Genomic DNA, 25643 nt, shown 5'->3' on the forward strand with positions numbered 1-25643 from the left:
CTGCTCGCGAAGGCGTCGGGTCAGTCGATGCATGTGTCGGCTGTCAGTCCGCTTTCGCGAGCAGGCTCGCTCCCACAGGGGTTATTCCATGCCAGGAAGAGGTGACTAGCGGACAACGCCCTCTTCAATCAGCAACTTCAGAATCGCCTCCGCCCCAGCCTGCGCGGTAACGCCCTTAAGCACCTGCCCCCCGCCGCCACTGGCCTTGGCCGTCGCGGCCTTCATCCGGTCGGCACCGCTCTTGGCCTTGATCACCTTCAAGCGCTTCGGTCGTGGCTTGGCCGGTTGCAGCGTGGCCACGGCCAACAATTGGTCCTCAACCACTTCAACGTCATCGGCGGCCAATTCGCCCCGTCGTGCCGGACCATACGCACTTTGCCGAGGCTTCGGCGCGGCGTTATCCACAGTGGCCAGAAACGGCAGTTTGACCTTCAAGCGGCGTCGTTGCCCACGCGGCAACGCTTGTAGAACCAGCGCCGTCCCGTCAGCGATCGATTCGACCTGCGCCAGGCCCACCACCAGCGGCCAGCCCAGGCCTTCGGCCAGGAGGAACGGCAACATCCCCGAACCCTCACCGGTTTCCGCTTGGCTGCCGGTCAGCACCACTTGCGCCCCGGCGTCGCGCAGGTACGCGGTCAGCGCCGGCAAGGCGTCGGCGCCAGCGGGTTGTTCCAGCACATGCAGCTGTTCCAGGCCCATGCCCAGATAGGCACGCAGGGCCGGTTCGGCAACATCACCGGCGTGCAGCACTTGCAGGTTATCCCCAGCCAGTTGCAGGCCCAGTTCCACCGCGCGCGCATCCTGATCGGCGCGCCGTGGCCGACCCGAAGTCGGGTGAGCGCCGATTGAAACCAGACTGATAACGTTCGTGTTCATAGGGTTTCCTTAAGCCGCATCGCGCTTGGCTTCGTTGCGGTAAGCCGCGACCGCTTCGATCAACGCTCGCAGAATCTCTGCGCTTTCGCCGATCACCGAAAGGTCGGCACGCTTGATCATGTCGCAACCCGGATCGAGGTTGATCGCCACCACCTTGTCGCAGGCGCCAATGCCTTGCAGGTGCTGGATCGCGCCAGAGATACCCACAGCCACATAGACCCGCGCGGTGACCCAGGTGCCGGACGCGCCGACCTGACGATCTCGGGCCATGAAGCCATCGTCCACCGCAACCCGCGAAGCGCCTTCGGTGGCGCCGAGGGCCGCCGCTGTTTCGTGAAACAGCTGCCAATCCTTGACCCCGTTGCCGCCGGAGAAAATGAATTCCGCTTCGGCCATCGGAATCGCTGCCGGATCCACCGCCACGGCACCAAGATCTTCGATTCGCGACAAGCTGCGCGCGACGCTTGTGGATAACTCCACTGGCAACGCTTCGTGACGGGTTTCGCTGACCGGTTCTGCGCATTCGGCAGCGGCGAGAATCAACCGCGCCACTGGACGCGCCAGGTCTTGCAATCCGGCCCCGGCGCGGCCGATGCACTCCTGATCCTTGACCTGCCAGACCCGCGTGGCCGGACGCTCGCCCAGTGCAGCAGCAAAGCGCCGGCCGAGTTCGCCGCCACCGCTGCGGCTGTCCGGCAGCAACCAGTGACGCGGGTTGAATTGGTTATCCACAGCGCGCAAACCCTGCACCCGCTGCTCCGGTGCATAACCGCTGAACTCCTCGCCTTCAAGCACCAGCAAGCGATCAACGCCCGCGGTTTCGAAAGCGCTTTCCTTGTGCTCGCCGAACACCACGGCGAGCACCGCACCATCGGTGCCGGCCAGTTGGTGAGCAAGGCCGAGCAGATCACGGTCGTGGCTGCTCAGGCGACCGCCGACCATATCCGGCACCACGCTGATGTAGAACGCCGGGGCCGGAACCTGATGCAAGGGCAATTGCACTTCAGCAGCAGCCGATCGTTTGACCGCCCCACCCTGCTGCGCACCGCTGCGGTCAATGCGTTTGATGCCGTTAGGGCCGATAAAACCCATGCCGTGCAGATTCTTGCGGATGACGCCGTTGGGACCCATCCAGCTGTGCTGCGCCGGTTGCATCGCCGCGTGCAGCGGGTGCAAACGGTTACGGGCAATCCATTCGGCGCGCGGGTCGCGGCGGATAATGTCGCTCATCAGTGCACCTCCGCAGGTTCACGTTTGGCCGGGCTGGCAGGCTTGCTTGGCGCGGCGTCCTCGAGCAACGCGTCGGCGACCAGTTCGGCGATGTCCTTGATCAGCGGACGCGGTTCGACCACGCCTTCGAGCATCGCCGTGCATTGTGGACAACCCACCGCCACCAGTTCGGCGCCGGTCTCGCGGATGTCTTCCATGCGCATGTCGGGAATCCGCTGCTTGCCCGGAATGTCAGTGATCGGCGCGCCACCACCGCCGCCGCAGCAGCGTGAGCGGAAGCCGGAACGTTGCATCTCTTTGACCTCGATACCGAGTGCACGCAGCACTTCACGCGGTGCTTCATATTCGCCGTTGTAGCGGCCGAGGTAGCACGGATCGTGATAGGTCACGCTGTTGCCTTTGTGCTGCCCGAGGTTGAGCGCGCCGGCCTGAATGATCTCGGCCATGTAAGTGCTGTGGTGCTGCACCAGATAGTTGCCGTCGAAGGCGCCGTACTCGTTTTTCAGCACATGGAAACTGTGCGGATCGCAGGTGACGATGCGGTTGAAGCTGTATTTGGCCAACGTCTGGATATTGCGTTTGGCGAGCTGCTGGAACGTTGCTTCGTCGCCGAGACGGCGGGCCACATCGCCGCTGTCGCGTTCCTCAAGACCGAGTACAGCGAAGTCGACTTTCGCTGCCTTCAGCACTTTGACGAAGGCACGCAGGGTGCGCTGGTTGCGCATGTCGAAGGCGCCGTCGCCGACCCAGAAGAGCACGTCGGTGGATTTCTTTTCGCTGAGCAGAGTGAGGTTCAGGTCCGCTGCCCAGTTCATCCGCCCGCCCGGGGCGAAACCGCCGGGGTTGTCGGTTGCAATAAGGTTCTCGAGAACTTCGGCACCCTTGTTCGGGGTCGCGCCTTTTTCCAGGGTCAGATGCCGGCGCATGTCGACGATCGCGTCGACGTGCTCGATCATCATCGGGCATTCCTCGACGCAGGCGCGGCAGGTGGTGCACGACCACAGGGTTTCGGCATCGACCAGACCGTTGACGATCGGTTGGTGCGGGTTGCCGCCATGCTCGCCGATCGGTTTGCCTGGATACGGGCTGCCGGCGAACTTCGCGTCAGTGCCGCCGGCGAGGCCGACGACCATGTCCTGAATCAGTTTTTTCGGGTTCAGCGGCTGGCCGGCGGCGAAGGCCGGGCACGCCGCTTCGCACTTGCCGCACTGCACGCAGGCGTCGAAACCGAGCAACTGGTTCCAGGTGAAATCCTTGGGTTTTTCCACGCCCAGCGGCGCGGATGGATCGTTCAGATCCAGCGGTTTCAAACCAGTGGAACGGCCACCGCCAAAGCGTTCAGCGCGACGGTGCCAGGCCAGGTGCAGGGCACCGGCAAAGGCGTGCTTCATCGGCCCGCCCCAAGTCATGCCGAAAAACAGTTCCGACACGCCCCACAGCACGCCAACACCGAGGATGGCGGCGAGCACCCAGCCGCCGAAGTTTTCCGGCAGGATCCCCGCCACCGGCAGGGTCACCAGGAAAAACGACGCGGAGAAGGCCAGCAGGCTTTTCGGCAGGCGCATCCACGGGCCTTTCGACAGACGCGCAGGCGGATTGACCCGGCGCAGGTACATGAAGATCGCGCCGACGAACATCACCGCCGACATCAACAGCAGGGCGTAGCCGAGGATGCGGTTATGCAGGCCGAAGCCGTGCACCAGAATGGCCAGCACAATCGACGCCACCGCACCGCCGGCCGTGGCGACGTGGGTGTTGGCAATGTATTTGTCCCGCGCCACGACGTGGTGCAGGTCGACCATGTAGCGCTTGGGCATGGCCAGCAGACCGCCGAGCAGATCGACCTTCGCCGCCCGCCCCCGGCGCCACATGTTCATCCGCCGCGACGCGCCGAGGACAGCAAGGCCCAGGGCTGCGAACAACAGGATTGGAAGAAGGGTGTTCAACATCAGAGTCACCTCTGGCGAGCGGCAAGCTGCAAGCTACAAGCGGCAAGAAAGAGCAGCATGGATCGGCTGTGCTTTTACTTGCAGCTTGAAGCTTGTGGCTTGCAGCTGAGCCGTCAAAAATCCTTACAGAGCCGAAGTGCGTCGTAAATGGCGGCGTGTGTATTACGCTGCGCCACACAGTCGCCGATGCGGAACAGCAAGTAGCCGTCGCCCGCTTCGCTCAGCGAAGGTTGCGGCTTGATCGCGAACAGCGCTTCGACGTCGATCTGGCCCTTGTTGCGCGAGCCGTCCTTGAGCGCGTAGTAGATTTCCTCGTCCGGGCGTACGCCGTTTTCGACGACCACCTGATCGACCACCCGTTCCTCTTTCGCGCCGGTGTATTCGTTCTCCAGCACTGCGATCAGCTTGTCGCCCTCGCGGTAGACCTTCTCCAGCATCATGTCGCCGGTCATGATCACTTCTTTCGGGTACATGCTGCGGTAGTAGGTCGGGAACGACGTGCCGCCGATGGCCACGCCCGGTTTGATGTCGTCGGTGACGATCTCGACCTGGCTGCCCTTGTCGGCGAGGAAGTCGGCGACCGACATGCCGGTGAACTCGCAAATGGTGTCGTAGACCAGCACGTTCTTGCCCGGCGCAACCTTGCCGTCGAGCACGTCCCAGCTGCTGACCACCAGCCCTTCGGCCGCGCCCCAGTGCTCGTTCTGCTCAAGGTACGGATGACCGCCAACCGCCAGCACCACTACGTCCGGACGCAGGTCCATGATGGTGTCGGCATCCGCCGCCGTGCCCAGGCGCAGATCGACTTTCAAGCGCGCCAGTTCCAGCTGGAACCAGCGGGTGATGCCGGCGATCTGGTCACGCTGCGGTGCTTTCGATGCGGTGGTGATCTGCCCGCCGATGAAGTCTTTTTTCTCGAACAGGGTCACGTCGTGGCCACGCTCGGCAGCCACGCGTGCGGCTTCCATCCCGGCCGGGCCGGCACCCACGATTACCACTTTGCGTTTCGGCCCGGTGGATTTCTCGATGATGTGCGGCACGCCCATGTACTCACGGGAGGTCGCGGCGTTCTGGATGCACAGCACGTCCAGGCCTTGATACTGGCGGTCGATGCAATAGTTGGCGCCGACGCACTGCTTGATCTGGTCGATCTGGCCCATCTTGATCTTGGCGATCAGGTGCGGGTCGGCGATGTGCGCGCGGGTCATGCCGACCATGTCGACGTAACCGCCCTCAAGAATGCGCGTGGCCTGGTTCGGGTCCTTGATGTTCTGCGCGTGCAACACCGGCACCTTGACCACTTCCTTGATCCCGGCGGCCAGATGCAGGAACGGCTCCGGTGGATAACTCATGTTCGGAATAACGTTGGCCAGGGTGTTGTGGGTGTCGCAACCCGAGCCGACCACGCCGATGAAATCGAGCATGCCGGTGTCGTCGTAATACTTGGCGATCTGCTTCATGTCCTCGTGGGACAAGCCGTCCGGGTGGAACTCGTCACCGCACAGGCGCATGCCCACGCAGAAGTCGTCACCGACCTCGGCGCGCACGGCTTTCAGGACTTCCAGGCCGAACTTCATTCGGCCTTCGAAGGTGCCGCCCCATTCATCGGTACGCTTGTTGACGCGCGGGCTCCAGAACTGGTCGATCATGTGCTGGTGCACGGCCGACAGTTCGACGCCATCGAGGCCACCAGCCTTGGCCCGGCGCGCAGCCTGGGCGTAGTTGCCGATCACTCGCCAGATCTCTTCCGGCTCGATGGTTTTGCAAGTGGCGCGGTGCACCGGTTCACGGATGCCCGAGGGCGACATCAAGGTCGGCCAGTTGAAACCGTCCCAGCGCGAGCGACGACCCATGTGGGTAATCTGGATCATGATCTTGGCGCCATGCTTGTGCATGGCGTCGGCCAGATTCTGGAAGTGCGGAATGATCCGGTCGGTGGACAGATTGACCGAACTCCACCATTCCTGCGGGCTGTCGATCGCCACGACGGACGAACCGCCGCAGATGGCCAGGCCGATACCGCCCTTGGCTTTCTCTTCGTAGTATTTGACGTAGCGGTCGGTGGTCATGCCACCGTCAGTCGCGTAGACCTCGGCGTGCGCGGTGCTGAGCACGCGGTTGCGGATGGTCAGTTTGCCGATCTGGATCGGCTGGAACATTGCTTCGAAAGCCATGGCACGGTCCTCGGCTTACAACGGCTTGACGATGAACAAGCCGTCATCGTGGCCCTCTTCGGAGCCTCCGTAGACTTGTTCGGCGACAGTACGGATCTTGCTGCCACGGGCTTCGAGAATCTGGTCCATGGCGCCGGCGAACCAGCCGGTGAACATGTAATCGACCTTGCGCCCGACCTTGCCGTAGACATAGACGAATGCCGAGTGCTCGAGCTTGACGCTGGCGGTGCCTTTGTCGAGGTCGATGTCCTGGATCTTGAACAGGCCCCAGCCGCGCTGCGACAGGCGCTTCATGTAGTGCTCGAACACCGCGACGCCCTCCAGGCCGTGGCATTCGGCTTCCTTTTTACACCAGTGCCAGGCGGATTTGTAGCCAGCCTTGTAGAGGATCTCGGCATAGGCTTCAGCGCCGAGCACTTCCTCGATGCCCATGTGGTTGTTGACGAAAAAGTGACGCGGCACATACAGCATTGGCAGGGCGTCGGAGGTCCAGACACCGGTCTCGCTGTCGACTTCGATTGGCAATTGCGGGGCGATCTTGGCCATGGAAACTTAACTCCAGAAAATTTTGTGTGTTGCCCCCGACGCGAATGGCCGGGGGAAAGGATTCAGAAGTGCGGCGGCTTACTCGCCCCAGACATCTTTCAAGACGTTGACCCAGTTCTCGCCCATGATCTTGCGCACCACGCGCTCGGAATGGCCGCGCTTGAGCAGGGTTTCGGTGAGGTTGGGGAATTCGCCGACGGTGCGGATGCCCAGCGGGTTGATGATCTTGCCGAAGCTGGTCAGGCGGCGGGCGTAACCCTTGTCGTGGGTCAGGTATTCGAAGAAGTCCTGGCCGTGACCCTGAGTGAAATCGGTGCCGATACCGATGGCGTCTTCGCCGACGATGTTCATGGTGTATTCGATGGCTTCGGCGTAATCGTCGATGGTCGAATCGATGCCCTTGGCGAGGAACGGCGCGAACATGGTCACGCCGACGAAACCGCCGTGGTCGGCAATGAACTTCAGCTCTGCATCGGACTTGTTGCGCGGATGCTCTTTGAGACCCGACGGCAGGCAGTGCGAATAGCAGACCGGTTTTTTCGATTCGAGAATGACTTCTTCGGAGGTCTTGGAACCGACGTGGGACAGGTCGCACATGACGCCAACACGGTTCATTTCAGCCACAATTTCGCGACCGAAACCCGAGAGGCCGCCGTCACGTTCGTAGCAACCGGTGCCGACCAGATTCTGGGTGTTGTAGCACATCTGCACGATACCGACGCCGAGCTGCTTGAACACCTCGACATAACCGATCTGGTCTTCGAAAGCGTGGGCATTCTGGAAGCCGAAGAGGATGCCGGTCTTGCCTTGTTCCTTGGCGCGACGGATGTCGGCGGTGGTGCGCACCGGCATCACCAGGTCGCTGTTTTCGCGGATCAGTTTCTGGCTGGCAGCAATGTTGTTCACGGTCGCCTGAAAGCCTTCCCACACCGACACAGTGCAGTTGGCTGCCGTCAGACCGCCCTTGCGCATGTCTTCGAACAGCTCGCGGTTCCATTTGGCAATGATCAGACCGTCGATAACGATGCTGTCGGCGTGTAGTTCGGCTGGGCTCATCAGGCGTCCCCTTATTGGCGATTCATGCGCCGAATCGTCTGCCGGCGCTTTGGGGCCAGCATATGCCTCGGTGCCGGGGCGCCCGGGTGCAAAAACGACAGGGGAATTGCCGAAAGCGTCAATCCGCGACAAAGGGTCGTCAGCCGCCCTCCTCGGCTGGCTGTTCAAGCCCGCGCGCTTACGCCAGAATCTGCCGCAGCCTGCACCTACCAACGGATTAGAGCGACCCCAATGAAATCGATCTTCCTCGCCCTGGCACTGATTGCGACCGGCGCCCACGCCGCCGAAGAATCCGAGAACAACCCGTGCGACGCGGTGGAAAACGACATCCAGACCCTGGAATGCTCCGCCTACAGCCGCAGCACCGCCGAAGACCTGCTCAAAGACAACTACGCCAGCCTCAACGAACGCATGCAGACCGCCTACGGCAAGAACCCGACGCAACTGGCCGACATCACCGCCAAACTGAAAACCGCCCAGCAACAATGGTTGAAGACGCGGGATGCGGATTGCGCGGTGGAAGCGTTCCCGGCAACGGCGGGGAGCAAGGCTTTCACCATTGCGCAGAATGATTGTGTCGCGCGGATGAGTGATGAACGGTCGGAGTTTTTGGAGTCGATCGGGCAGGAGTGATAGAAAGTCTGGACGGCTGTTGCGGCTTCATCGGCGTAACCTCGTCCTCAACCACCATATTGCGATCGAGCCGACAGGCTGCGACTTGATGGCCAGTAGCGACACAAACGCGCAACATGCCGACACGCGTTGTTTATTGGCCACTGGAAAAATATAAGCAAAGATTCGCGAATCTTATAAAAGACTTATATTCTTCTATGAACAGCATCCACTGGACTCGCAAAGCTGTTAAGCAGCTTTTGAAATTGCATTCCGTGCACCAAGGGAAGGTTCGCGACGCCGTCACGGCGCTTGCCGACATGCCCGATGTTGGCAACGTAAAAGCATTGGTTAGTCATGACTACGCTTACCGACTGCGTGTAGGCAATTATCGAGTCATGTTCGACTGGGATGGCGCAATCAAAGTGGTCAGTATTCAAGAGGTCAAAAAACGTGATGAACGCACCTACTGACGTTCAAATAATCAATGACGCCGAGGGTAATCCTGCGTTCGTGGTTATCCCCTACGCTCAATATGTCGCACAGAAAATACAGCCCGATCTGATTCCCCATGAGGTAGTAAGTCGAATCGTTGATGGCGCAACACCGATCCGCGCCTGGCGCGAACATCTCAACCTGACTCAGGAAGAAGTGGCGAAGCGCATGGGCATCTCGCAACCGGCGTTTGCCCAGCAGGAAACAGTCGCCAAACCCCGCAAGGCCACCCGCGAGAAAATCGCCGCCGCGTTCGGCATCACAGCCAGTCAGCTTGAGCTGTAGGCTGCCCTCTTTATTCAAAGGAATTCCCATGAACATCTGCGGCATTGAAATCAAAGGCAGCGAAGCGATCATCGCCGTGGCGGCGCTCGATGGTTCGACGTTGAGCCACGTCCCTCTCGCCACGAAGAAGATTGCTCTGGATGACGACGACGAGGCGGCGAACGTGCGGCGGTTCGCGGCGCAGGTGGCATCGTTTGTGCGGGAGAACTCGGTGGACCGGATTGCGATCAAGAAACGCAGCAAAAAGGGCGAGTTTGCCGGTGGGCCGACGACGTTCAAGATCGAGGGTGTGTTTCAGTTGCTTGATGGCTGTGAGGTGACGCTGCTGTCGCCACAGACGATCAATGCCCAGGCCAAGAAGCACAATTTCGAGCTGCCGGGGACGTTGAACAAGTATCAGCATGAGGCTTACAAAGCGGCGTGTTCGGCGTTGGTGAAGAAATAACCCGATTCCCGAAATCACCTTCGAACCTGTGGGAGCGGGCTTGCCCGCGATGGCGGTGTGTCCGGCAATAACAATGTTGGATGTGCTGGCCTCATCGCGGGCAAGCCCGCTCCCACAGGGTTCTAGGGTGTTGCTGAAACCATTCACGCCTGCGCGGTACGCCGGTCTTCCCGGGGGCAGCGGGCGAAACGCGCGCGATAACTGCGGGTGAAATACGACGGTGATTCAAAACCACAGGCAATGCTGACTTCGAGCACGCTCATATCGGTCTGGCGCAGCAATTGCCGGGCCTTCTCAAGCCTTAACCGCAGATAGAAGTTGCTCGGCGTATCGTTCAGATGCAGCCGGAATAACCTCTCCAGTTGCCGCCGGGTCACCTTGATCGACTCCGCCAGTTGCAGCGTGGTCAGCGGCGGTTCGCTGTGCTGCTCCATCTCGCCGATCACCTGCACCAGTTTCTTGTTGCTGATGCCGTAGCGCGTGGCGACTTCCATGCGCTGGTGATCCTTGCGCGGGCGTATGCGCCCGAGCACAAACTGCTCGCTGACCTGAATCGCCAGTTGCGGGCCGTGGGCCTGGGCGATCAGGTCGAGCATCAGATCAATCGAGGCCGTTCCTCCCGCCGAGGTGATCCGCCGCCGGTCGATCTCAAACAGCTCCTGGGTCACGCTGAGCTGTGGATAAGACTCCTTGAACGCATCGATCGCCTCCCAGTGCAGGGTCAGGCGATGGCCATCGAGCAGGCCCGCTTCGGCGAGGACGAAGCTGCCGGTGTCGATGGCGCCGAGGGTTACGCCGTCCTTGTCCAGCCTGCGCAACCAGTGCTCCAGCGTCGGCGTGATGAACTTCAGCGGTTCGAAGCCGGCCACCACCAGCAAGGTCGCGCCTTTCTTCAGCGGCTCCAGTGCCGCATCGGCGTTGACCGACATGCCGTTGCTCGCCAGTACCGCGCCGCCATCGGCGTTGACCGACATGCCGTTGCTGGCCAGTACCGCGCCGCCATCGGCGCTGAGCACATGCCAGCGGTACAACTCGCCGCGAAAGCGGTTGGCCACGCGCAACGGTTCGATCGCGGAAATAAAGCCGATGGCGGAGAACCCCGGCATCAGCAAAAAGTAGAAATCCTGGGACATGGGCGCACTCGGTTGGCGGGTCGCGTGGCTCGTTGATACGCCGATTATCGGCGGCGTTCAAGCGTGCAGGTCGCTACAGTGCAAATGCCAGTCGCCGCAGTGCGCTTTCACGGGCGTATAGCTGCGTAACTTGGCCTCACCGGCGCGCAGATGCCGGGAACCACAATAATCGAACTGCCGAGGAACCCGACATGAAACGACTGATCAGCAGCTGCGTTCTTGCACTCAGCGGTACCGCTTTTTTCAGCACCGGCGTAATGGCGGCCGAACCGGCCTCCTGCAAGAACGTACGCATGGGCGTGGTCAACTGGACTGACGTGATCGCCACCAGTGCCATGACCCAGGTCCTGCTCGACGGCCTCGGCTACAACACCAAACAGACCAGCGCCTCCCAGCAGATCATCTTCGCCGGGATTCGCGATCAGCGCCTGGACCTGTTCCTCGGCTACTGGAACCCGCTGATGACGCAGACCATCACGCCATTCGTCGAGGCCAATCAGGTGAAAGTGCTCGAAGCACCGAGCCTGAAAGATGCCCGCGCCACTCTCGCCGTGCCGACGTACCTGGCCGACAAGGGGCTGAAAACCTTCGCCGACATCGCCAAATTCGAGAAGGAATTGGGGGGCAAGATCTACGGCATCGAGCCAGGCTCAGGTGCCAACACGCAGATCAAAGCGATGATCGCCAAGAACCAGTTTGGTCTGGGTAAATTCCAACTGGTCGAATCGAGCGAGGCCGGCATGCTCGCCGCCGTCGATCGCGCCGTGCGCCGCAAGGAAGCCGTAGTGTTCTTCGGCTGGGCGCCGCACCCGATGAACGTCAACATCCAGATGACCTATCTGACCGGCAGCGAAGACGCCCTCGGCCCGAACGAAGGCATGGCCACGGTGTGGACGGTCACCGCGCCGAAATACGCCGAGCAATGCCCGAACATCGGCCGCCTGCTGGCCAACCTGACCTTCACCGCCGAATCCGAGAGCCGGATGATGCAGCCGTTGCTCGATCATAAAGATGCCTTCGAGTCGGCGAAGCAGTGGCTCAAGGATCACCCCGAAGACAAACAGCGCTGGCTTGAAGGTGTGACGACTTTCGATGGCAAACCGGCTGCTGAAAACCTCCAGCTGACCAGCAAATAACCCTTTATTGAACCCCCCCTCTCCCAGATGGGAGAGGCCACTGAACCACGCTTCGCAGCCCCGCCACGGGCTGCGGACAGACCCATCACGCCTGAAGGAAACGCACCATGAACCACGACGTCATCATCACCTGCGCACTCACCGGTGCTGGCGACACGACCGCCAAGAGCCCACACGTGCCGGTCACCCCGAAACAGATTGCCGCTGCCGCGGTGGAAGCGGCCAAGGCCGGCGCCACCGTCGTGCACTGCCATGTGCGCGACCCGCAGACCGGCAAGTTCAGCCGTGACGTGGCGCTGTACCGCGAAGTGATGGAGCGCATCCGCGAGGCGGACGTCGACATCATCGTCAACCTCACCGCCGGGATGGGCGGCGACCTGGAAATCGGCCCTGGCGAGAACCCGATGGAGTTCGGCCCGAACACCGATCTGGTCGGTCCGCTGACCCGTCTCGCCCACGTCGAAGAACTGCTGCCGGAAATCTGCACCCTCGATTGCGGCACGCTGAACTTCGGCGATGGCGACACCATTTACGTCTCCACCCCGGCGCAACTGCGCGCCGGCGCCAAGCGCATCACCGAACTGGGCGTGAAGGCCGAACTGGAGATTTTCGACACCGGGCATCTGTGGTTCGCCAAGCAGATGATCAAGGAAGGCTTGCTCGACAACCCGCTGTTCCAGCTCTGCCTGGGCATCCCGTGGGGCGCGCCGGCCGACACCACCACGATGAAAGCCATGGTCGACAACCTGCCCGCCGACGCGGTCTGGGCCGGCTTCGGCATCGGCCGCATGCAGATGCCGATGGCGGCGCAAGCGGTGCTGCTGGGCGGCAACGTGCGGGTCGGCCTCGAAGACAACCTGTGGCTGGACAAAGGCGTGCTGGCGACCAATGGCCAACTGGTCGAACGCGCCACGGAAATCCTCAGCCGCCTCGGTGCCCGGGTGCTCACACCGGCAGAAGGTCGCAAAAAAATGGGCCTGATTCAGCGCGGCTGAACCTCACCCTTTCTCCCTGTGAACATAAATTTTGTGGTGAGGGGATTTATCCCCGATGGGTGGCGAAGCCGCCCCAAAACCTGACAAGCCGCGGCATCAGATAGACCGAGAGCACAGGTTTTACGACTGCTTCGCAGCCGATCGGGGATAAATCCCCTCGCCACGAGAACAGAGTTTCCACAGGGATCACCGAACTCTTCAGGACATCGCCATGCGCTTTATCACCGAAATCAAAACTTTCGCCGCTCTTGGCAGCGGTGTCATCGGCAGTGGCTGGGTCGCCCGCGCCCTCGCCCACGGCCTCGATGTAGTGGCCTGGGACCCGGCGCCCGGCGCCGAAGCGGCATTGCGCCAACGCGTGGCCAATGCGTGGGGCGCGCTGGAGAAAAACGGCCTGGCGCCGGGTGCTTCGCAGGATCGTCTGCGCTTTGTCGCAACCATCGAGGAATGTGTGCGTGACGCCGATTTCATCCAGGAAAGCGCCCCGGAACGGCTGGAACTGAAGCTCGACCTGCACAGCAAGATCAGCGCCGCCGCCAAGCCCGATGCGCTGATCGGCTCCAGCACTTCAGGCCTTTTGCCCAGCGAGTTCTACGAGAGTTCGACGCACCCTGAACGCTGCGTGGTCGGGCATCCGTTCAACCCGGTTTATCTGTTGCCGCTGGTCGAAGTCGTCGGCGGCAGAAACACCGCGCCGGAGGCGGTGCAAGCGGCGATGCAAGTCTACCAATCCCTCGGCATGCGCCCGTTGCATGTGCGCAAGGAAGTGCCGGGTTTCATCGCCGATCGCCTGCTCGAAGCGCTGTGGCGCGAGGCGTTGCACCTGGTCAACGACGGTGTCGCGACGACCGGCGAAATCGACGATGCGATTCGCTTTGGCGCTGGTCTGCGCTGGTCGTTCATGGGCACTTTCCTGACCTACACCCTGGCCGGCGGCGATGCCGGCATGCGCCACTTCATGTCGCAATTCGGTCCGGCGTTGCAGTTGCCGTGGACATATTTGCCGGCACCGGAGCTGACCGACAAGTTGATCGATGATGTGGTCGATGGCACCACTGATCAGCTCGGTCGGCACAGCATTTCGGCGCTGGAGCGCTATCGTGATGATTGTTTGCTGGCGGTGCTCGACGCGGTGAAGACCACCAAGGAAAAGCACGGAATGAGTTTCAGCGAATAATCCGCCACCTGATCGTTCCCACGCTCTGCGTGGGAATGCAGCCCGGGAACGCTCCGCGTCCCAGAAGCGTGACGCAGAGCGTCACAGGAGGCGTTACCACGCAGAGCGTGGGAACGATCGCCGCCAGGAGAAACCATGCCCCACCTCACCACCTACCAAACCACCATCATCCCCGACTGGGTCGACTACAACGGCCACCTGCGCGACGCCTTCTACCTGCTGATCTTCAGCTACGCCACCGACGCGCTGATGGACCGCCTCGGCATGGACAGCAGCAACCGCGAGGCCAGTGGCCATTCGCTGTTCACCCTTGAGCTGCACCTCAATTACCTGCACGAAGTGAAGATCGACACTGAGGTGGAAGTGCGCACGCAAATCATCGACCACGACAGCAAGCGCCTGCACCTCTACCACAGCCTGCACAAAATCGGCGATGAGCAAGAGTTGGCCGGCAACGAACAGATGCTTTTGCACGTCGACCTCGCCGGCCCGCGCTCGGCGCCGTTCAGCCCCGATACGTTGCATCGCCTGCAAGCCATCGTCGCCGATCAGACCGACCTGCCCGCTCCCGCTTACATCGGCCGCGTGATCGCGCTGCCACCCGCTCGGTAAATCCCCACTGCCAAGGAGCCGCCATGAACACCGCCGTCGCTGTTGCCGATTTTCGTACTTATCCGTTGATCAGCGCGCTCGGTGGCGTGCAGGGTCTGGCGGATCGCGTTGTCATCGAATGGGCTGACGGACGTGTCAGCCCGTTTCACCACATATGGCTGCGCGACAATTGCCCGTGTGATCAATGTGTCTACAGCGTTACTCGCGAGCAAGTCTTCGAAAGCGTCGATGCCGCCGAGGATTTGCAACCGCTGGCCACGCGCATCGACACCGATGGCTGCCTGCGCATCGACTGGCAGGACGGTCACCTCAGCCGCTTCGATCCGGGCTGGCTGCGCGCACATGCCTATGACGATGAATCCCGCGCCGAACGCCTGGCCGGCAAACCGCAGCCCCGTTTGTGGCACAGCGATCTGCAGTTGCCGGTGTTCGACTACACCGCGCTGATGAACGACAACGCCGCGCTGCTGCAATGGTTGCTCGCCGTGCGCGACATCGGCCTGACCCAAGTGCGCGGCGTGCCCACCGAGCCGGGCTCGCTGAAGCTCATCGCGCAGCGGATTGCCTTCATCCGCGAAAGCAACTTCGGCGTGCTGTTCAATGTGCAATCCAAAGCCGACGCCGACAGCAACGCCTACACCGCCTTCAACCTGCCATTGCACACGGATCTGCCGACTCGCGAGCTGCAACCGGGGCTGCAATTTCTGCATTGTCTGGTGAATGATGCCGAGGGTGGCGAGAGTATTTTCGTCGATGGTCTTGCGATCGCCGAGGCCTTGCGTCAGGAGGAGCCGCAGCTGTTTGAGGCCCTGTGTGAAATCCCCGTGGAATTTCGCAACAAGGACCGGCACAGCGACTATCGCTGCCTGGCGCCGATCATCGCTGTGGATGCGCTGGGCCGGGTGGCGGAGATTCGCATGGCCAACTTTCTGCGCGGGGCGTTCGATACGTCGGTGGCGCAGATGCCGTTGCTGTATCGAGCCTATCGGCGCTTTATTGCGATGACCCGCGAGCCGCGATTTCGGCTGATGCAGCGGCTCAAGCCGGGCGAGTTGTGGTGCTTTGACAACCGCCGCACGCTGCATGCACGCAATGCCTTTGATCCAGCGACCGGGGCGCGGCATTTTCAGGGCTGCTATGTCGACCGGGATGAGTTGTTGTCGCGGGTTCTGGTGTTGCAACGTTGAACCGCGTCATCGTTCTTCACGAGCAGGCTCGTTCCCAGAAAGGTACGCATTGCAAAGTGGGAGCGAGCCTGCTCGCGAAAGCGTCATTGGGAGCAACAAATCTCTGGCTGATTCACGAGCAAAAAAAACTCCGATCAAGCCGTGACAGGATCGGAGCTGAGGAGGGTACTGTTGAGGAGCTGCCAGGCGAGGGTGACCAAACCTTCGTGAAGCGAGCTGGGGCCAGTTTGCCTAGTCGTCCATTCAGTCGGTTAGCCGAAAACGACCTGTTCATAGTCGTCCCGGCCACCGCGACAAAACGCCCTTGCCGCGTCCGGTCGGGGCCACCAGAATCGAGCCAAGACCTCCGTTGCCACAGAAGGATTTGCGTAATGATGTACGCCGATTTGATTGACCAGGAAGATCTGTTGGGCCAGCTCAAGGCCTTGGGTATTCAGGTGCCGAGCGGTACCACCGCCGAGCAGGCCTGTGAGTGCGCGGTGCGTGGCCTGGATAATGTTCGCGCATTCGAACTGCGCAAGATGGTCAAGGACATGTACACCAGCGGCGCCAGCATTCAGCCGGCGGTGCGTCAGGCGATCGACAAGCAGTTGTTGCCGGCCCTCTCGGATTACCAGCAGTCTCACAGCGCCTGAGAAACCCCTTCGCGAGCAGGCTCGCTCCCACCTGATCGTTCCCACGCTCTGCGTGGGAACGATCAGACTCGGTCTACAGCCTTACGCTGGCAAACGTCGACTCATTGCGCGCCTGACTCAGCGCCGACATCGGCCCCGACAGCGGGGACATCACGATGGCCTGCGGCAGTGGCAACATCGCCACCTGCTGGGTGGTGTTGGAGCCGACGCGCTCGTCACGCGGCGGAATGCCGAAGTACTCGCGATAGCACTTGGAGAAGTGCGGCGTGGAGACGAACCCACACACCGACGCCACCTCGATGATCGACATCGGCGTCTGTTTGAGCAGTTGCCGGGCGCGGATCAGGCGCAGCTTCAGGTAATAGCGTGACGGCGAGCAGTGCAGGTATTTCTGGAACAACCGCTCCAGCTGTCGACGCGACACCGCGACATACACCGCCAGTTCATCCAGATCGATCGGCTCTTCCAGATTGGCTTCCATCAACGCGACGATTTCCTGCAACTTCGGCTGGTTGGTGCCGAGCATGTGCTTGAGCGGCACACGCTGGTGATCCTGTTCGTTGCGGATGCGCTCGTAGACGAACATTTCCGAGATCGCTGCCGACAGTTCACGACCGTGATCGCGGCTGATCAGGTGCAGCATCATGTCCAGCGGCGCGGTACCGCCGGAACTGGTGAAGCGGTTACGGTCGAGGGTGAACAGCCGTGTGCTCATGGCCACGCGCGGGAAAGCTTCCTGCATCGCCGCCAGACATTCCCAGTGCACGCTGCAATCGAAGCCGTCGAGCAGACCGGCGCAGGCCAGCGCCCAACTGCCGGTGCACACCGCGCCCAGGCGCTTGGACTGGCGCGCCTGGCTTTGCAGCCACGAGACGTGTTCACGGGTTACGGTACGTTGAATGCCGATGCCGCCGCAGACGATCACCGTGTCCAGGGGCGGGGCTTTGTGCATGGAGGCGTCGGGGGTAATTTGCAGACCGTCACTGGCCCAGACCTGGCCGCCATCGACGGTGAGGGTGCTCCAGCGATACAGCTCGCGACCGGACAACTGGTTGGCCATGCGCAGCGGCTCAACGGCGGACGCCAGGGAAATCAGCGTGAAATTGTCCAGCAGCAGAAAGCCGATGGATTGAGGCGCACGGTTCTGGGGTTGGGCCCCGGAGTTGAACGACGTCATCGCGGTATCTCCTCACACAAAGCGGGTGGCGGCCTCAGGCGGAGGCTCTTGTTATTGCCCGCGTCTCACAGAGAAAGCAGGCTTTGTTATGACAGAGCAATTGCCGTGCCTGAAATTGGACGGTCATTCAATAACTCCTGAAAACGACCTCGCGACGCGTCTATACGAGACCTCGGAACACGCCATTTCAAACTGCCATCAGATGCCGCGAGAGCCCTGCCGCGCAGCCCGTGAGCAGATCGGTAGCACTTGTGGGAACTGGCCTGCAGAGGATTTGCACAGAGTGTCACCGCAAGCACGGGCGACGGACGGTCGAGTAGCGACTGACAAGTCACGACTGACAGTGACGCTTGTCTGATTGCGACGCGCCAAAAGGTGGCGTGGCTCGATCGGGGTGTTCTTTTGTCGAGCAGTTTTGACTGGTCTGGCCCTATCGCTGGCAAGCCAGCTCCCACAGGGATTTGTGGTGTGAACCAAATGGCATCAACACTGAAGAACCTGTGGGAGCTGGCTTGCCAGCGATAAGGGCAACGCCGTTTCAGCACTCAACAGCACTGACCGCCAAGCCACCGCGCGAAGTTTCTTTATATTTGTCATGCATATCGGCGCCGGTATCGCGCATGGTGCGGATCACCCGGTCCAGCGAGATAAAGTGCTGCCCGTCGCCGCGCAGGGCCATTTGCGCCGCGTTGATCGCTTTCACTGCCGCGATTGCATTGCGCTCGATGCACGGCACCTGCACCAGGCCACCGACCGGGTCGCAGGTCAGGCCCAGATTGTGCTCCAGGCCGATTTCCGCCGCGTTGCACAATTGCTCGGGCGTGGCGCCGAGAATCTCCGCCAGCCCCGCCGCTGCCATGGCGCAGGCCGAACCGACCTCGCCCTGGCAGCCCACCTCGGCCCCAGAGATCGACGCATTCTTCTTGCACAGAATGCCGACTGCCGCCGCGCCGAGGAAATAGTCGACGACGTTGGCGTCGGTGACCGCTTCGCTGAACTTCATGAAGTAGTGCAGCACCGCCGGGATGATCCCCGCCGCGCCGTTGGTCGGTGCAGTGACCATACGCCCGCCAGCGGCATTCTCTTCATTGACGGCCAGGGCGAACAGGTTGACCCACTCCATGGCGCTCAGGGTCGAGCCGATGACGTTCGGTTTGTTCAGCTCTTGCAGGCTGCGGTGCAACTTCGCCGCCCGCCGCCGCACGTTCAGGCCGCCGGGCAGAATGCCTTCGTGCTTGAGACCTTGCTCGACGCAATCCTGCATCGCCCGCCACAGTTTCATCAGCCCGGCACGGATCTCTTCTTCGCTGCGCCAGACCTTTTCGTTGGCCATCATCAGTTCGGCAACGCGCAGGTTGTGCGTTTTGCACAACTCCAGCAGCTCGACCGCACTGGAGAAGTCGTAAGGCAATTCGGTGCGATCCAGATCGACCACACCGCTGGCCGCTTGCGCCTCATCAACGACGAAGCCGCCGCCGACCGAATAGTAGGTGTCACGGTGCAACTCACCGAACTCGCCTTCGGCCACCAGCGTCATGGCGTTGGGATGGAATGGCAGGTTTTCGTCGATCAGGCGCATGTCCCGTGCCCAGATAAACGGCACCGACAGGCGCCCATCCAATAAAAGCGTATGGGTTTCGCGCAGCGCCTGAATGCGCGGGCCGATCTGCGCCGGGTCGATGGCGTCAGGCCATTCGCCCATCAGGCCCATGATCACCGCGTTGTCGCTGCCGTGACCGATGCCGGTGGCGGAAAGCGATCCGAACAACTGCACCTCGATACGCCGCACCTGCTCCAGCTGATGCTTGCCGCGCAGCGACTCGACGAACAGTGCGGCGGCGCGCATCGGCCCGACGGTGTGGGAACTGGAAGGGCCGATGCCGATTTTGAACAGGTCGAAAACGCTGATAGCCATTGCTGCGAAGCTCCTGAGAATACCGGTCCGGGCGGCAAAAGCGCCCGCTGGCGGAGCTGCTACGCTCAAGCTGCGATCCGCCGAATGCCGGCATCATCGGGCTTTTGTCGGCGCGCTCGGCGTCTGACACCGACGCAGTCATGTCCAGCAGCGTCGTTACGTTTTCGCCCCGCAAATACGCCGTTTTTATGCAGTCGAGCAGGTCATCGGGGGCGGAAAAAAGCTGTAAGCGACGTCACCGACACTGGAAGCGACCATCCCTGTACTGGATACGACCCTCCCTGTAGGCGTCAGATTTTCACTGGTACATGATCGGGATGACTCGATTGCAAGGCGCTGCGGTAGAGCTGTCGTCAGAACGCCACCAACCGCAACCCATAAGTGCGGTGGTCCACAGTCGGAACACTGCCAAAAAAAACACCAAGGAGTCCATCCATGAAAGGTTCCCCGTCGTTGTTGTTGGCCGCCCTGCTGAGTCTGCCGTTACTGGCGCAAGCCGCAGAACCGGCACAGTGCAGCCTCGTTAACTTCTCCGATGTCGGCTGGACCGACATCACCGCCACCACCGCTACCACTTCCGTTGTTCTCAACGCCCTCGGCTACAAGACCAAGACCACCATGATCTCCGTGCCCGTGACCTACAAGTCGCTGGCCGACGGCAAGAACATGGACGTGTTTCTCGGTAACTGGATGCCGACCATGGAGAACGACATCAAGCCGTATCGCGATGCCGGCACCGTCGACACCGTGCGCACCAACCTCAAGGGTGCCAAATACACCCTCGCCGTGCCGCAAGCCCTGTACGACAAAGGCCTGCATGACTTCGCCGACATTGCCAAATTCAAGAAAGAGCTCGACGGCAAGATCTACGGCATCGAGCCGGGCAACGACGGCAACCGGCTGATCCAGAGCATGATCGACAAGGATGCCTTCGGCCTGAAAACCGCTGGCTTCAAGATCGTCGAATCCTCCGAGGCCGGCATGCTCTCGCAAGTCGACCGGGCGCAGAAGCGCGACACCGCCGTGGTCTTCCTCGGCTGGGCACCGCACCCGATGAACAAGCGCTTCAAGATTCAATACCTGACCGGCGGCGACGACTTCTTCGGCCCCGATTTCGGCGCAGCCACCGTGGCCACCAACACCCGCAAGGGTTACGCCGAAGAATGCAGCAATGTCGGTCAGCTGTTGAAAAACCTGGAGTTCACCGTCGACATGGAAAGTGAACTGATGGGCAACATCCTCGACGACAAGATGAAGCCTGACGCGGCCGCCAAGGCCTGGCTGAAAAAGAATCCACAGGTGCTCGATACCTGGCTCGCTGGCGTGACCACCATTGACGGTAAACCAGGCCTGGAGGCCGTGAAAGCCAAGCTCGCGCCTTGATTTGAGGGGCACCGCTTATGCCGGGCAGGCGTGCCTGCCCGGGCTGTTAATTTCCTTGCATGCGGACGTTCACTACCATGCTGATTGATCAGAAAATACCTTTAGGCCAGTACATCGCGGGCTTCGTCGAATGGTTGACGCAACACGGCGCCAACACCTTCGACGCAATCGCCGTGACACTGGAAACGATGATCCACGGCGTGACGTTTGCGCTGACCTGGTTCAACCCGCTGGTGCTGATTGGCCTGATTGCCATCATTGCCCATCTGATTCAACGCAAGTGGGGCCTGACCGCGTTCGTGGTCGCCTCGTTCCTGCTGATCCTCAACCTGGGTTACTGGCAGGAAACCATGGAAACCCTCGCCCAGGTGCTGTTCGCCACCCTGGTCTGCGTGTTGATCGGCGTGCCGCTGGGCATCGTCGCCGCGCACAAACCGATGTTCTACACCATGATGCGGCCGGTGCTCGATCTGATGCAGACCGTACCGACCTTCGTTTACCTCATTCCTACCCTGACCCTCTTCGGGCTGGGTGTGGTTCCGGGCCTGATCTCCACGGTGGTGTTCGCCATCGCGGCGCCGATCCGCCTGACCTACCTGGGCATCCGTGATGTCCCGCAAGAACTGATGGACGCCGGCAAGGCCTTCGGCTGCTCGCGTCGCCAATTGCTTTCAAGGATCGAATTGCCGCACGCCATGCCGAGCATCGCGGCCGGCATCACCCAGTGCATCATGCTGTCGCTGTCGATGGTGGTGATCGCGGCACTGGTCGGCGCCGACGGACTCGGCAAACCGGTGGTCAACGCACTGAACACTGCTGATATTGCGCTGGGCTTCGAAGCAGGCCTGGCAATCGTACTGCTGGCGATCATGCTCGACCGTATCTGCAAACAACCCGACGCTAAAGTAGGGGGTGACGCATGAGCATAATTCGCTTCGAAGACGTCGACGTAATCTTCTCCAAAGACCCGCGCGAGGCACTCAAGCTGCTCGATCAGGGCATGACCCGCAACGAGATCCTGAAGAAGACCGGTCAGATCGTCGGCGTGGAAAAAGCCACGCTGGACATCAACAAGGGCGAGATCTGCGTGCTGATGGGCCTCTCCGGCTCGGGCAAATCGAGCCTGCTGCGCTGCATCAACGGCCTCAACACCGTGAGCCGCGGCAAGCTGTTCGTCGAGCATGAAAACCGCCAGATCGACATCGCGTCCTGCACGCCCGCCGAGCTGAAGATGATGCGCACCAAGCGCATTGCCATGGTGTTCCAGAAGTTCGCCCTGATGCCCTGGCTGACAGTGCGCGAGAACATCAGTTTCGGTCTGGAAATGCAGGGTCGACCGGAGAAGGAACGCAAGAAACTGGTCGATGAGAAACTCGAACTGGTCGGCCTGACCCAATGGCGCAACAAGAAGCCTGATGAGCTATCCGGCGGCATGCAGCAGCGCGTCGGCCTCGCCCGCGCGCTGGCCATGGACGCCGACATTCTGCTGATGGACGAACCGTTCTCGGCCCTCGACCCGTTGATCCGCCAGGGTCTGCAGGATGAACTGCTGGAGCTGCAACGCAAGCTGAGCAAGACCATCGTGTTCGTCAGCCACGACCTCGATGAAGCACTCAAACTCGGCAGCCGCATCGCGATCATGAAAGACGGCCGGATCATCCAGTACAGCGTGCCGGAAGAGATCGTGCTCAACCCGGCGGACGACTATGTGCGCACCTTTGTCGCCCACACCAACCCGCTCAACGTACTTTGCGGCCGCAGCCTGATGCGCACGCTGGACAAGTGCAAACGCATCAACGGCTCGGTGTGCCTCGATCCGGGCGGCGACTCGTGGCTGGACCTGGCCGAAGGCAACACCATCAAAGGCGCACGGCAGAACGGCTCGGTGCTGAACCTGCAGAACTGGGCACCTGGCCAAGCGGTGGAAGGCCTGGAGCGCAAGCCAACACTGGTGGACTCGAACATCGGCATGCGTGATGCGCTGCAGATCCGTTATCAGACCGGCAACAAGCTGGTGCTGCACGATAACAATCATGTGGTGGGGATTCTCGGCGACAGCGAGTTGTATCACGCGCTGTTGGGCAAGAATCTGGGGTAACCCCCGCAGACACAAAAACGCCGCGATACTCTCGCGGCGTTTTTGTTCGTACAGATATTCAACTGCAAACAGAGAACCTGTGGCGAGGGGATTTATCCCCGATGGGGCGCGAAGCGGCCCCAAGTCGTCAATCACGGTAATTGAGTAAAACCGCGTTTGACGGTTTCAGGGCTGCTTCGCAGCCCAACGGGGATAAATCCCCTCGCCACAATGGTTCAGCGGTGCAGCTGACTGCACCGCTGAATCTCAAGGTTTAGCTATACACCCGGCCAAGAAGCTGCCGATGGCTTTCAAACTGATCCAGCACATCCCGCGTAATCTGCTCCGGCGTGAAGCCCATCAAGTCGTAATCCTGACTGCCATTGTGCAGATACACCTCGGCACGGTAGTAACGCTGACGCGCTTCATCCGACTGCGCCGATTCGGTCGGGGTCGCCAGATAACCATCCAGGCTCACTTCGTAGACGAAAGGGTTGCCCTCTTCCATCTCGACCCGCACACCCATGCAACGCTTGGCCTTGCCCAGCAGCGTCTGCACTTCAATGCCCTGATTGCGCAATTGCGCCGCTGCATCTTCCAGCGCCGGGGTGACGTGTTTGTCCATGAAGCGCTGCACCACCGATTGGCTCGGCTGCAGATCCAGTTGCGTCAGGCGCTCGCTGAAACCACGGCGTCCGCGCTCGGCCAGTTGCGCTTGCTCCTGTTCGATCTGCACGTCCTGGCGCATCGCCTTGTGCAGGCCGAACATGAAGCAGATCAGCACCACCGAAAACGGCAGGCCGGCCAGCACCACCATGGTCTGCATGGCTTCGAAGTTGCCGGCGAACAGCAGGCCGATGGTCACCAGGGTGATCACCACCGACCAGAAGATCCGCAGCCAGTGCGGCGCGTCTTCGTCGACGTTGCCGCCCTTGCAGGAAAGATTCGCCATCATCACCGCGCCGGAGTCGGCCGGGGTCAGGAACAGCACGAAGCCGACAAAGATCGACACCCCGATGACGACTTTCGACGCCGGATAATGCTCAAGCAACTGATAGATCGCCATCGACGGCTGTTCCAGCGCCGTCTTGCCCAGTTCCACCGCGCCCTGATTCATCACCAGATCCAGCGCCGAGTTGCCGAAGATCGACAGCCACGCCAAGGTGAAGCCCAGCGGAATCAGCAGCACGCCAGCAACCAGTTCACGCACGCTGCGGCCACGGGAAATCCGTGCGATGAACATGCCCACGAATGGCGCCCAGGAAATCCACCAGGCCCAGTAGAACAGCGTCCACAGACCCAACCAGCGGTCGGACTTGGCGTTGTCGCCTTCATAGACGTACAGGTCGAACGTCTTCAGCACCACGCCGTTGAGGTAGTCGCCGATGTTCTGCACGAAGCCGTTGAGCAGGTGCAACGTCGGGCCAAACAACAGCACGAAAATCAGCAGACCACTGAACAGCACGATGTTCAGGTTGGACAGACGACGGATGCCGTTTTCCACGCCGGAGACGGCAGCGATGGTCGCTACGGTGCTCATGACGATGATGACGATCAGCAGGTTGGTGTTGCTGTGCTCCATGCCGAACAGGTTTTCCAGCCCGGACGACACTTGCAGCGAGCCAATCCCCAGGTTGGTCACCAGCCCCAGCAGGGTCACGAACATGCCGAAGCCATCCACCGCGTGCCCGGCCGCGCCTTTGACCCAACGCTCGCCGACCAATGGATACAGCGCCGAACGCAGGGCCAGCGGCTGGTTATGCCGATAGGCGAAATACGCCACGGCCAGGCCGACCAAAGCGTAGATCGCCCAGCCGTGCAGGCCCCAGTGCAGGAAGGTCAGTTGCACTGCCTGACGCGCGGCCAGATTGCTGGCCGAGGTGCCTTCCGGCGGATTGAAGTAGTGATCCAGCGGCTCGGACGCGCCGAAGTACAACAGCGAAATGCCGATGCCCGACGAGAACAGCATCCCCGCCCAGGCGCCGTAACTGAAATCCGGGGTGTCGTCCTTGCTGCCCAGTTTGAGTTTGCCGTACGAGGAAAACGCCAGACCGACCACGAACACCAGGTAGGCGGCGATCACCACCATGTAGTACCAGCCGAAGCTGCGCGACAACCAGGCCTGGGCCATGCCCAACATTCTGCCGGCCTCTTGCGGGGCGATGATCAGAATGGCGGTCAACAACAGAATCAGCGCGGTCGAGGTGTAGAACACCCAACCGTTGACCGTCACCTTCTCGGGCGGGGTCTTTATTAGCGAGGCAGAACTCATGGCACAAATGCTCCAGGCAGTGCGAGAGAAGAACACAAGGCATCACGGAACCCGACCAATCGGTTAGTTGGCAGCCGACCGGCGGGTGATATAAAGACACTCCGAAAAAAGCCCGAACCTGCCGAAATGGCGTTGCGTATTCGCTTTCGTGGCCAGAGGCGACGGACGTTCATCCGAAACCTGGCCCCGAGCGTCTTGCCCTTTCAACACGTCCATCGAATCGCGAACCGCGCCATGCCCCACGCAGGTTTCGAGCCGTTTCAGGTGTCGGTTTTT

Annotated in this window: 23 protein-coding genes; 13 read left to right on the forward strand and 10 right to left on the reverse strand. The window is 61.2% G+C overall.

Going from position 1 to position 25643, the window contains the following annotated elements; genetic code table 11:
* Positions 1-105: 105 nt before the first annotated feature.
* The 6 genes from etfB to BXA01_RS13750 all read right to left on the reverse strand — a co-directional run bounded on the left by etfB (position 106) and on the right by BXA01_RS13750 (position 7831).
* On the reverse strand, positions 106-876 hold the full coding sequence (etfB, locus tag BXA01_RS13725; RefSeq protein ID WP_076564389.1) for an electron transfer flavoprotein subunit beta: 771 nt from the start codon (positions 874-876) through the stop codon (positions 106-108).
* 9 nt (positions 877-885) lie between these two features.
* Positions 886-2106, reverse strand: coding sequence for an electron transfer flavoprotein subunit alpha (gene etfA / locus BXA01_RS13730; protein ID WP_076564390.1), 1221 nt, complete (start codon positions 2104-2106; stop codon positions 886-888).
* Positions 2106-4055 (reverse strand): dimethylglycine demethylation protein DgcB, encoded by a 1950-nt coding sequence (gene dgcB, locus BXA01_RS13735; protein ID WP_076564391.1) that lies wholly within the window; start codon positions 4053-4055, stop codon positions 2106-2108. The genes etfA and dgcB overlap by 1 nt, the downstream gene beginning before the upstream one ends.
* 113 nt (positions 4056-4168) lie before the next feature.
* Entirely contained in the window at positions 4169-6229 is a 2061-nt protein-coding gene (dgcA, locus tag BXA01_RS13740) for a dimethylglycine demethylation protein DgcA (RefSeq protein WP_076564392.1), read from the reverse strand.
* A 15-nt stretch (positions 6230-6244) separates the two neighbouring features.
* Positions 6245-6775, reverse strand: a complete 531-nt coding sequence (locus BXA01_RS13745; RefSeq protein WP_076564393.1) for a 4-vinyl reductase — start codon at positions 6773-6775, stop codon at positions 6245-6247.
* Between the two features lie 78 nt (positions 6776-6853).
* Positions 6854-7831 carry a dipeptidase gene (locus BXA01_RS13750; protein ID WP_007962626.1) on the reverse strand — a complete coding sequence of 326 codons (978 nt, stop codon included), beginning with the start codon at positions 7829-7831 and terminating at the stop codon, positions 6854-6856.
* A 231-nt stretch (positions 7832-8062) separates the two neighbouring features.
* On the opposite strand from BXA01_RS13750, the gene BXA01_RS13755 reads away from it, so the two are divergent.
* From BXA01_RS13755 to BXA01_RS13770, 4 genes are all read left to right on the forward strand, one after another.
* Positions 8063-8464 (forward strand): lysozyme inhibitor LprI family protein, encoded by a 402-nt coding sequence (locus tag BXA01_RS13755; RefSeq protein WP_073476459.1) that lies wholly within the window; start codon positions 8063-8065, stop codon positions 8462-8464.
* A gap of 197 nt (positions 8465-8661) precedes the next feature.
* Positions 8662-8916, forward strand: a complete 255-nt coding sequence (locus BXA01_RS13760; RefSeq protein ID WP_076564394.1) for a type II toxin-antitoxin system RelE family toxin — start codon at positions 8662-8664, stop codon at positions 8914-8916.
* Positions 8900-9223, forward strand: coding sequence for a helix-turn-helix domain-containing protein (locus tag BXA01_RS13765; protein ID WP_042606630.1), 324 nt, complete (start codon positions 8900-8902; stop codon positions 9221-9223). The genes BXA01_RS13760 and BXA01_RS13765 overlap by 17 nt, the downstream gene beginning before the upstream one ends.
* A gap of 28 nt (positions 9224-9251) precedes the next feature.
* Entirely contained in the window at positions 9252-9668 is a 417-nt protein-coding gene (locus BXA01_RS13770) for a DUF3010 family protein (RefSeq protein ID WP_016772815.1), read from the forward strand.
* 143 nt (positions 9669-9811) lie between these two features.
* On the opposite strand, the gene BXA01_RS13775 is transcribed toward BXA01_RS13770, so the two are convergent.
* Complete coding sequence (locus tag BXA01_RS13775; RefSeq protein ID WP_076564395.1) at positions 9812-10801, reverse strand: GlxA family transcriptional regulator; 990 nt, start codon at positions 10799-10801, stop codon at positions 9812-9814.
* Between the two features lie 191 nt (positions 10802-10992).
* Here BXA01_RS13775 and BXA01_RS13780 point away from each other — a divergent pair, with 191 nt between their 5' ends.
* The 6 genes from BXA01_RS13780 (at position 10993) to BXA01_RS13805 (ending at position 16543) form a co-directional block, all read left to right on the forward strand.
* Positions 10993-11937, forward strand: a complete 945-nt coding sequence (locus BXA01_RS13780; RefSeq protein WP_076564396.1) for a choline ABC transporter substrate-binding protein — start codon at positions 10993-10995, stop codon at positions 11935-11937.
* 107 nt (positions 11938-12044) lie between these two features.
* Positions 12045-12932, forward strand: coding sequence for a 3-keto-5-aminohexanoate cleavage protein (locus BXA01_RS13785; protein WP_076564397.1), 888 nt, complete (start codon positions 12045-12047; stop codon positions 12930-12932).
* A 211-nt stretch (positions 12933-13143) separates the two neighbouring features.
* Positions 13144-14109: an L-carnitine dehydrogenase gene (locus BXA01_RS13790; RefSeq protein WP_076564398.1), complete on the forward strand. Its 966-nt coding sequence runs from the start codon at positions 13144-13146 to the stop codon at positions 14107-14109.
* Between the two features lie 135 nt (positions 14110-14244).
* Positions 14245-14721, forward strand: coding sequence for a thioesterase family protein (locus BXA01_RS13795; RefSeq protein ID WP_076564399.1), 477 nt, complete (start codon positions 14245-14247; stop codon positions 14719-14721).
* A gap of 23 nt (positions 14722-14744) precedes the next feature.
* On the forward strand, positions 14745-15908 hold the full coding sequence (locus tag BXA01_RS13800) for a gamma-butyrobetaine dioxygenase (RefSeq protein ID WP_076564400.1): 1164 nt from the start codon (positions 14745-14747) through the stop codon (positions 15906-15908).
* Between the two features lie 371 nt (positions 15909-16279).
* The gene (locus tag BXA01_RS13805) at positions 16280-16543 is read left to right on the forward strand and encodes a hypothetical protein (protein WP_016772808.1); all 264 of its coding nucleotides are present in this window, start codon (positions 16280-16282) and stop codon (positions 16541-16543) included.
* A 73-nt stretch (positions 16544-16616) separates the two neighbouring features.
* On the opposite strand, the gene BXA01_RS13810 is transcribed toward BXA01_RS13805, so the two are convergent.
* Complete coding sequence (locus BXA01_RS13810; protein ID WP_007949927.1) at positions 16617-17720, reverse strand: GlxA family transcriptional regulator; 1104 nt, start codon at positions 17718-17720, stop codon at positions 16617-16619.
* Positions 17721-18258: 538 nt separating this feature from the next.
* Entirely contained in the window at positions 18259-19635 is a 1377-nt protein-coding gene (locus BXA01_RS13815) for an L-serine ammonia-lyase (RefSeq protein ID WP_076564401.1), read from the reverse strand.
* A 435-nt stretch (positions 19636-20070) separates the two neighbouring features.
* On the opposite strand from BXA01_RS13815, the gene BXA01_RS13820 reads away from it, so the two are divergent.
* The 3 genes from BXA01_RS13820 to choV all read left to right on the forward strand — a co-directional run bounded on the left by BXA01_RS13820 (position 20071) and on the right by choV (position 23116).
* The gene (locus BXA01_RS13820) at positions 20071-21018 is read left to right on the forward strand and encodes a choline ABC transporter substrate-binding protein (protein ID WP_016772806.1); all 948 of its coding nucleotides are present in this window, start codon (positions 20071-20073) and stop codon (positions 21016-21018) included.
* A gap of 77 nt (positions 21019-21095) precedes the next feature.
* On the forward strand, positions 21096-21941 hold the full coding sequence (gene choW, locus BXA01_RS13825) for a choline ABC transporter permease subunit (protein WP_016772805.1): 846 nt from the start codon (positions 21096-21098) through the stop codon (positions 21939-21941).
* A complete protein-coding gene (gene choV, locus BXA01_RS13830) occupies positions 21938-23116 on the forward strand; it encodes a choline ABC transporter ATP-binding protein (RefSeq protein ID WP_016772804.1) in 1179 nt (392 codons plus the stop codon). Before choW ends, choV begins: the two co-directional genes overlap by 4 nt.
* A 253-nt stretch (positions 23117-23369) precedes the next feature.
* Here the strand turns inward: choV and BXA01_RS13835 are convergent, their stop codons facing one another.
* A complete protein-coding gene (locus BXA01_RS13835; protein ID WP_231991047.1) occupies positions 23370-25310 on the reverse strand; it encodes a BCCT family transporter in 1941 nt (646 codons plus the stop codon).
* Positions 25311-25643 lie beyond the last annotated feature (333 nt).

The organism is Pseudomonas sp. B10, assembly GCF_900156235.1.
In the GTDB taxonomy this organism is placed as follows: Bacteria; Pseudomonadota; Gammaproteobacteria; order Pseudomonadales; family Pseudomonadaceae; genus Aquipseudomonas; species Aquipseudomonas siliginis.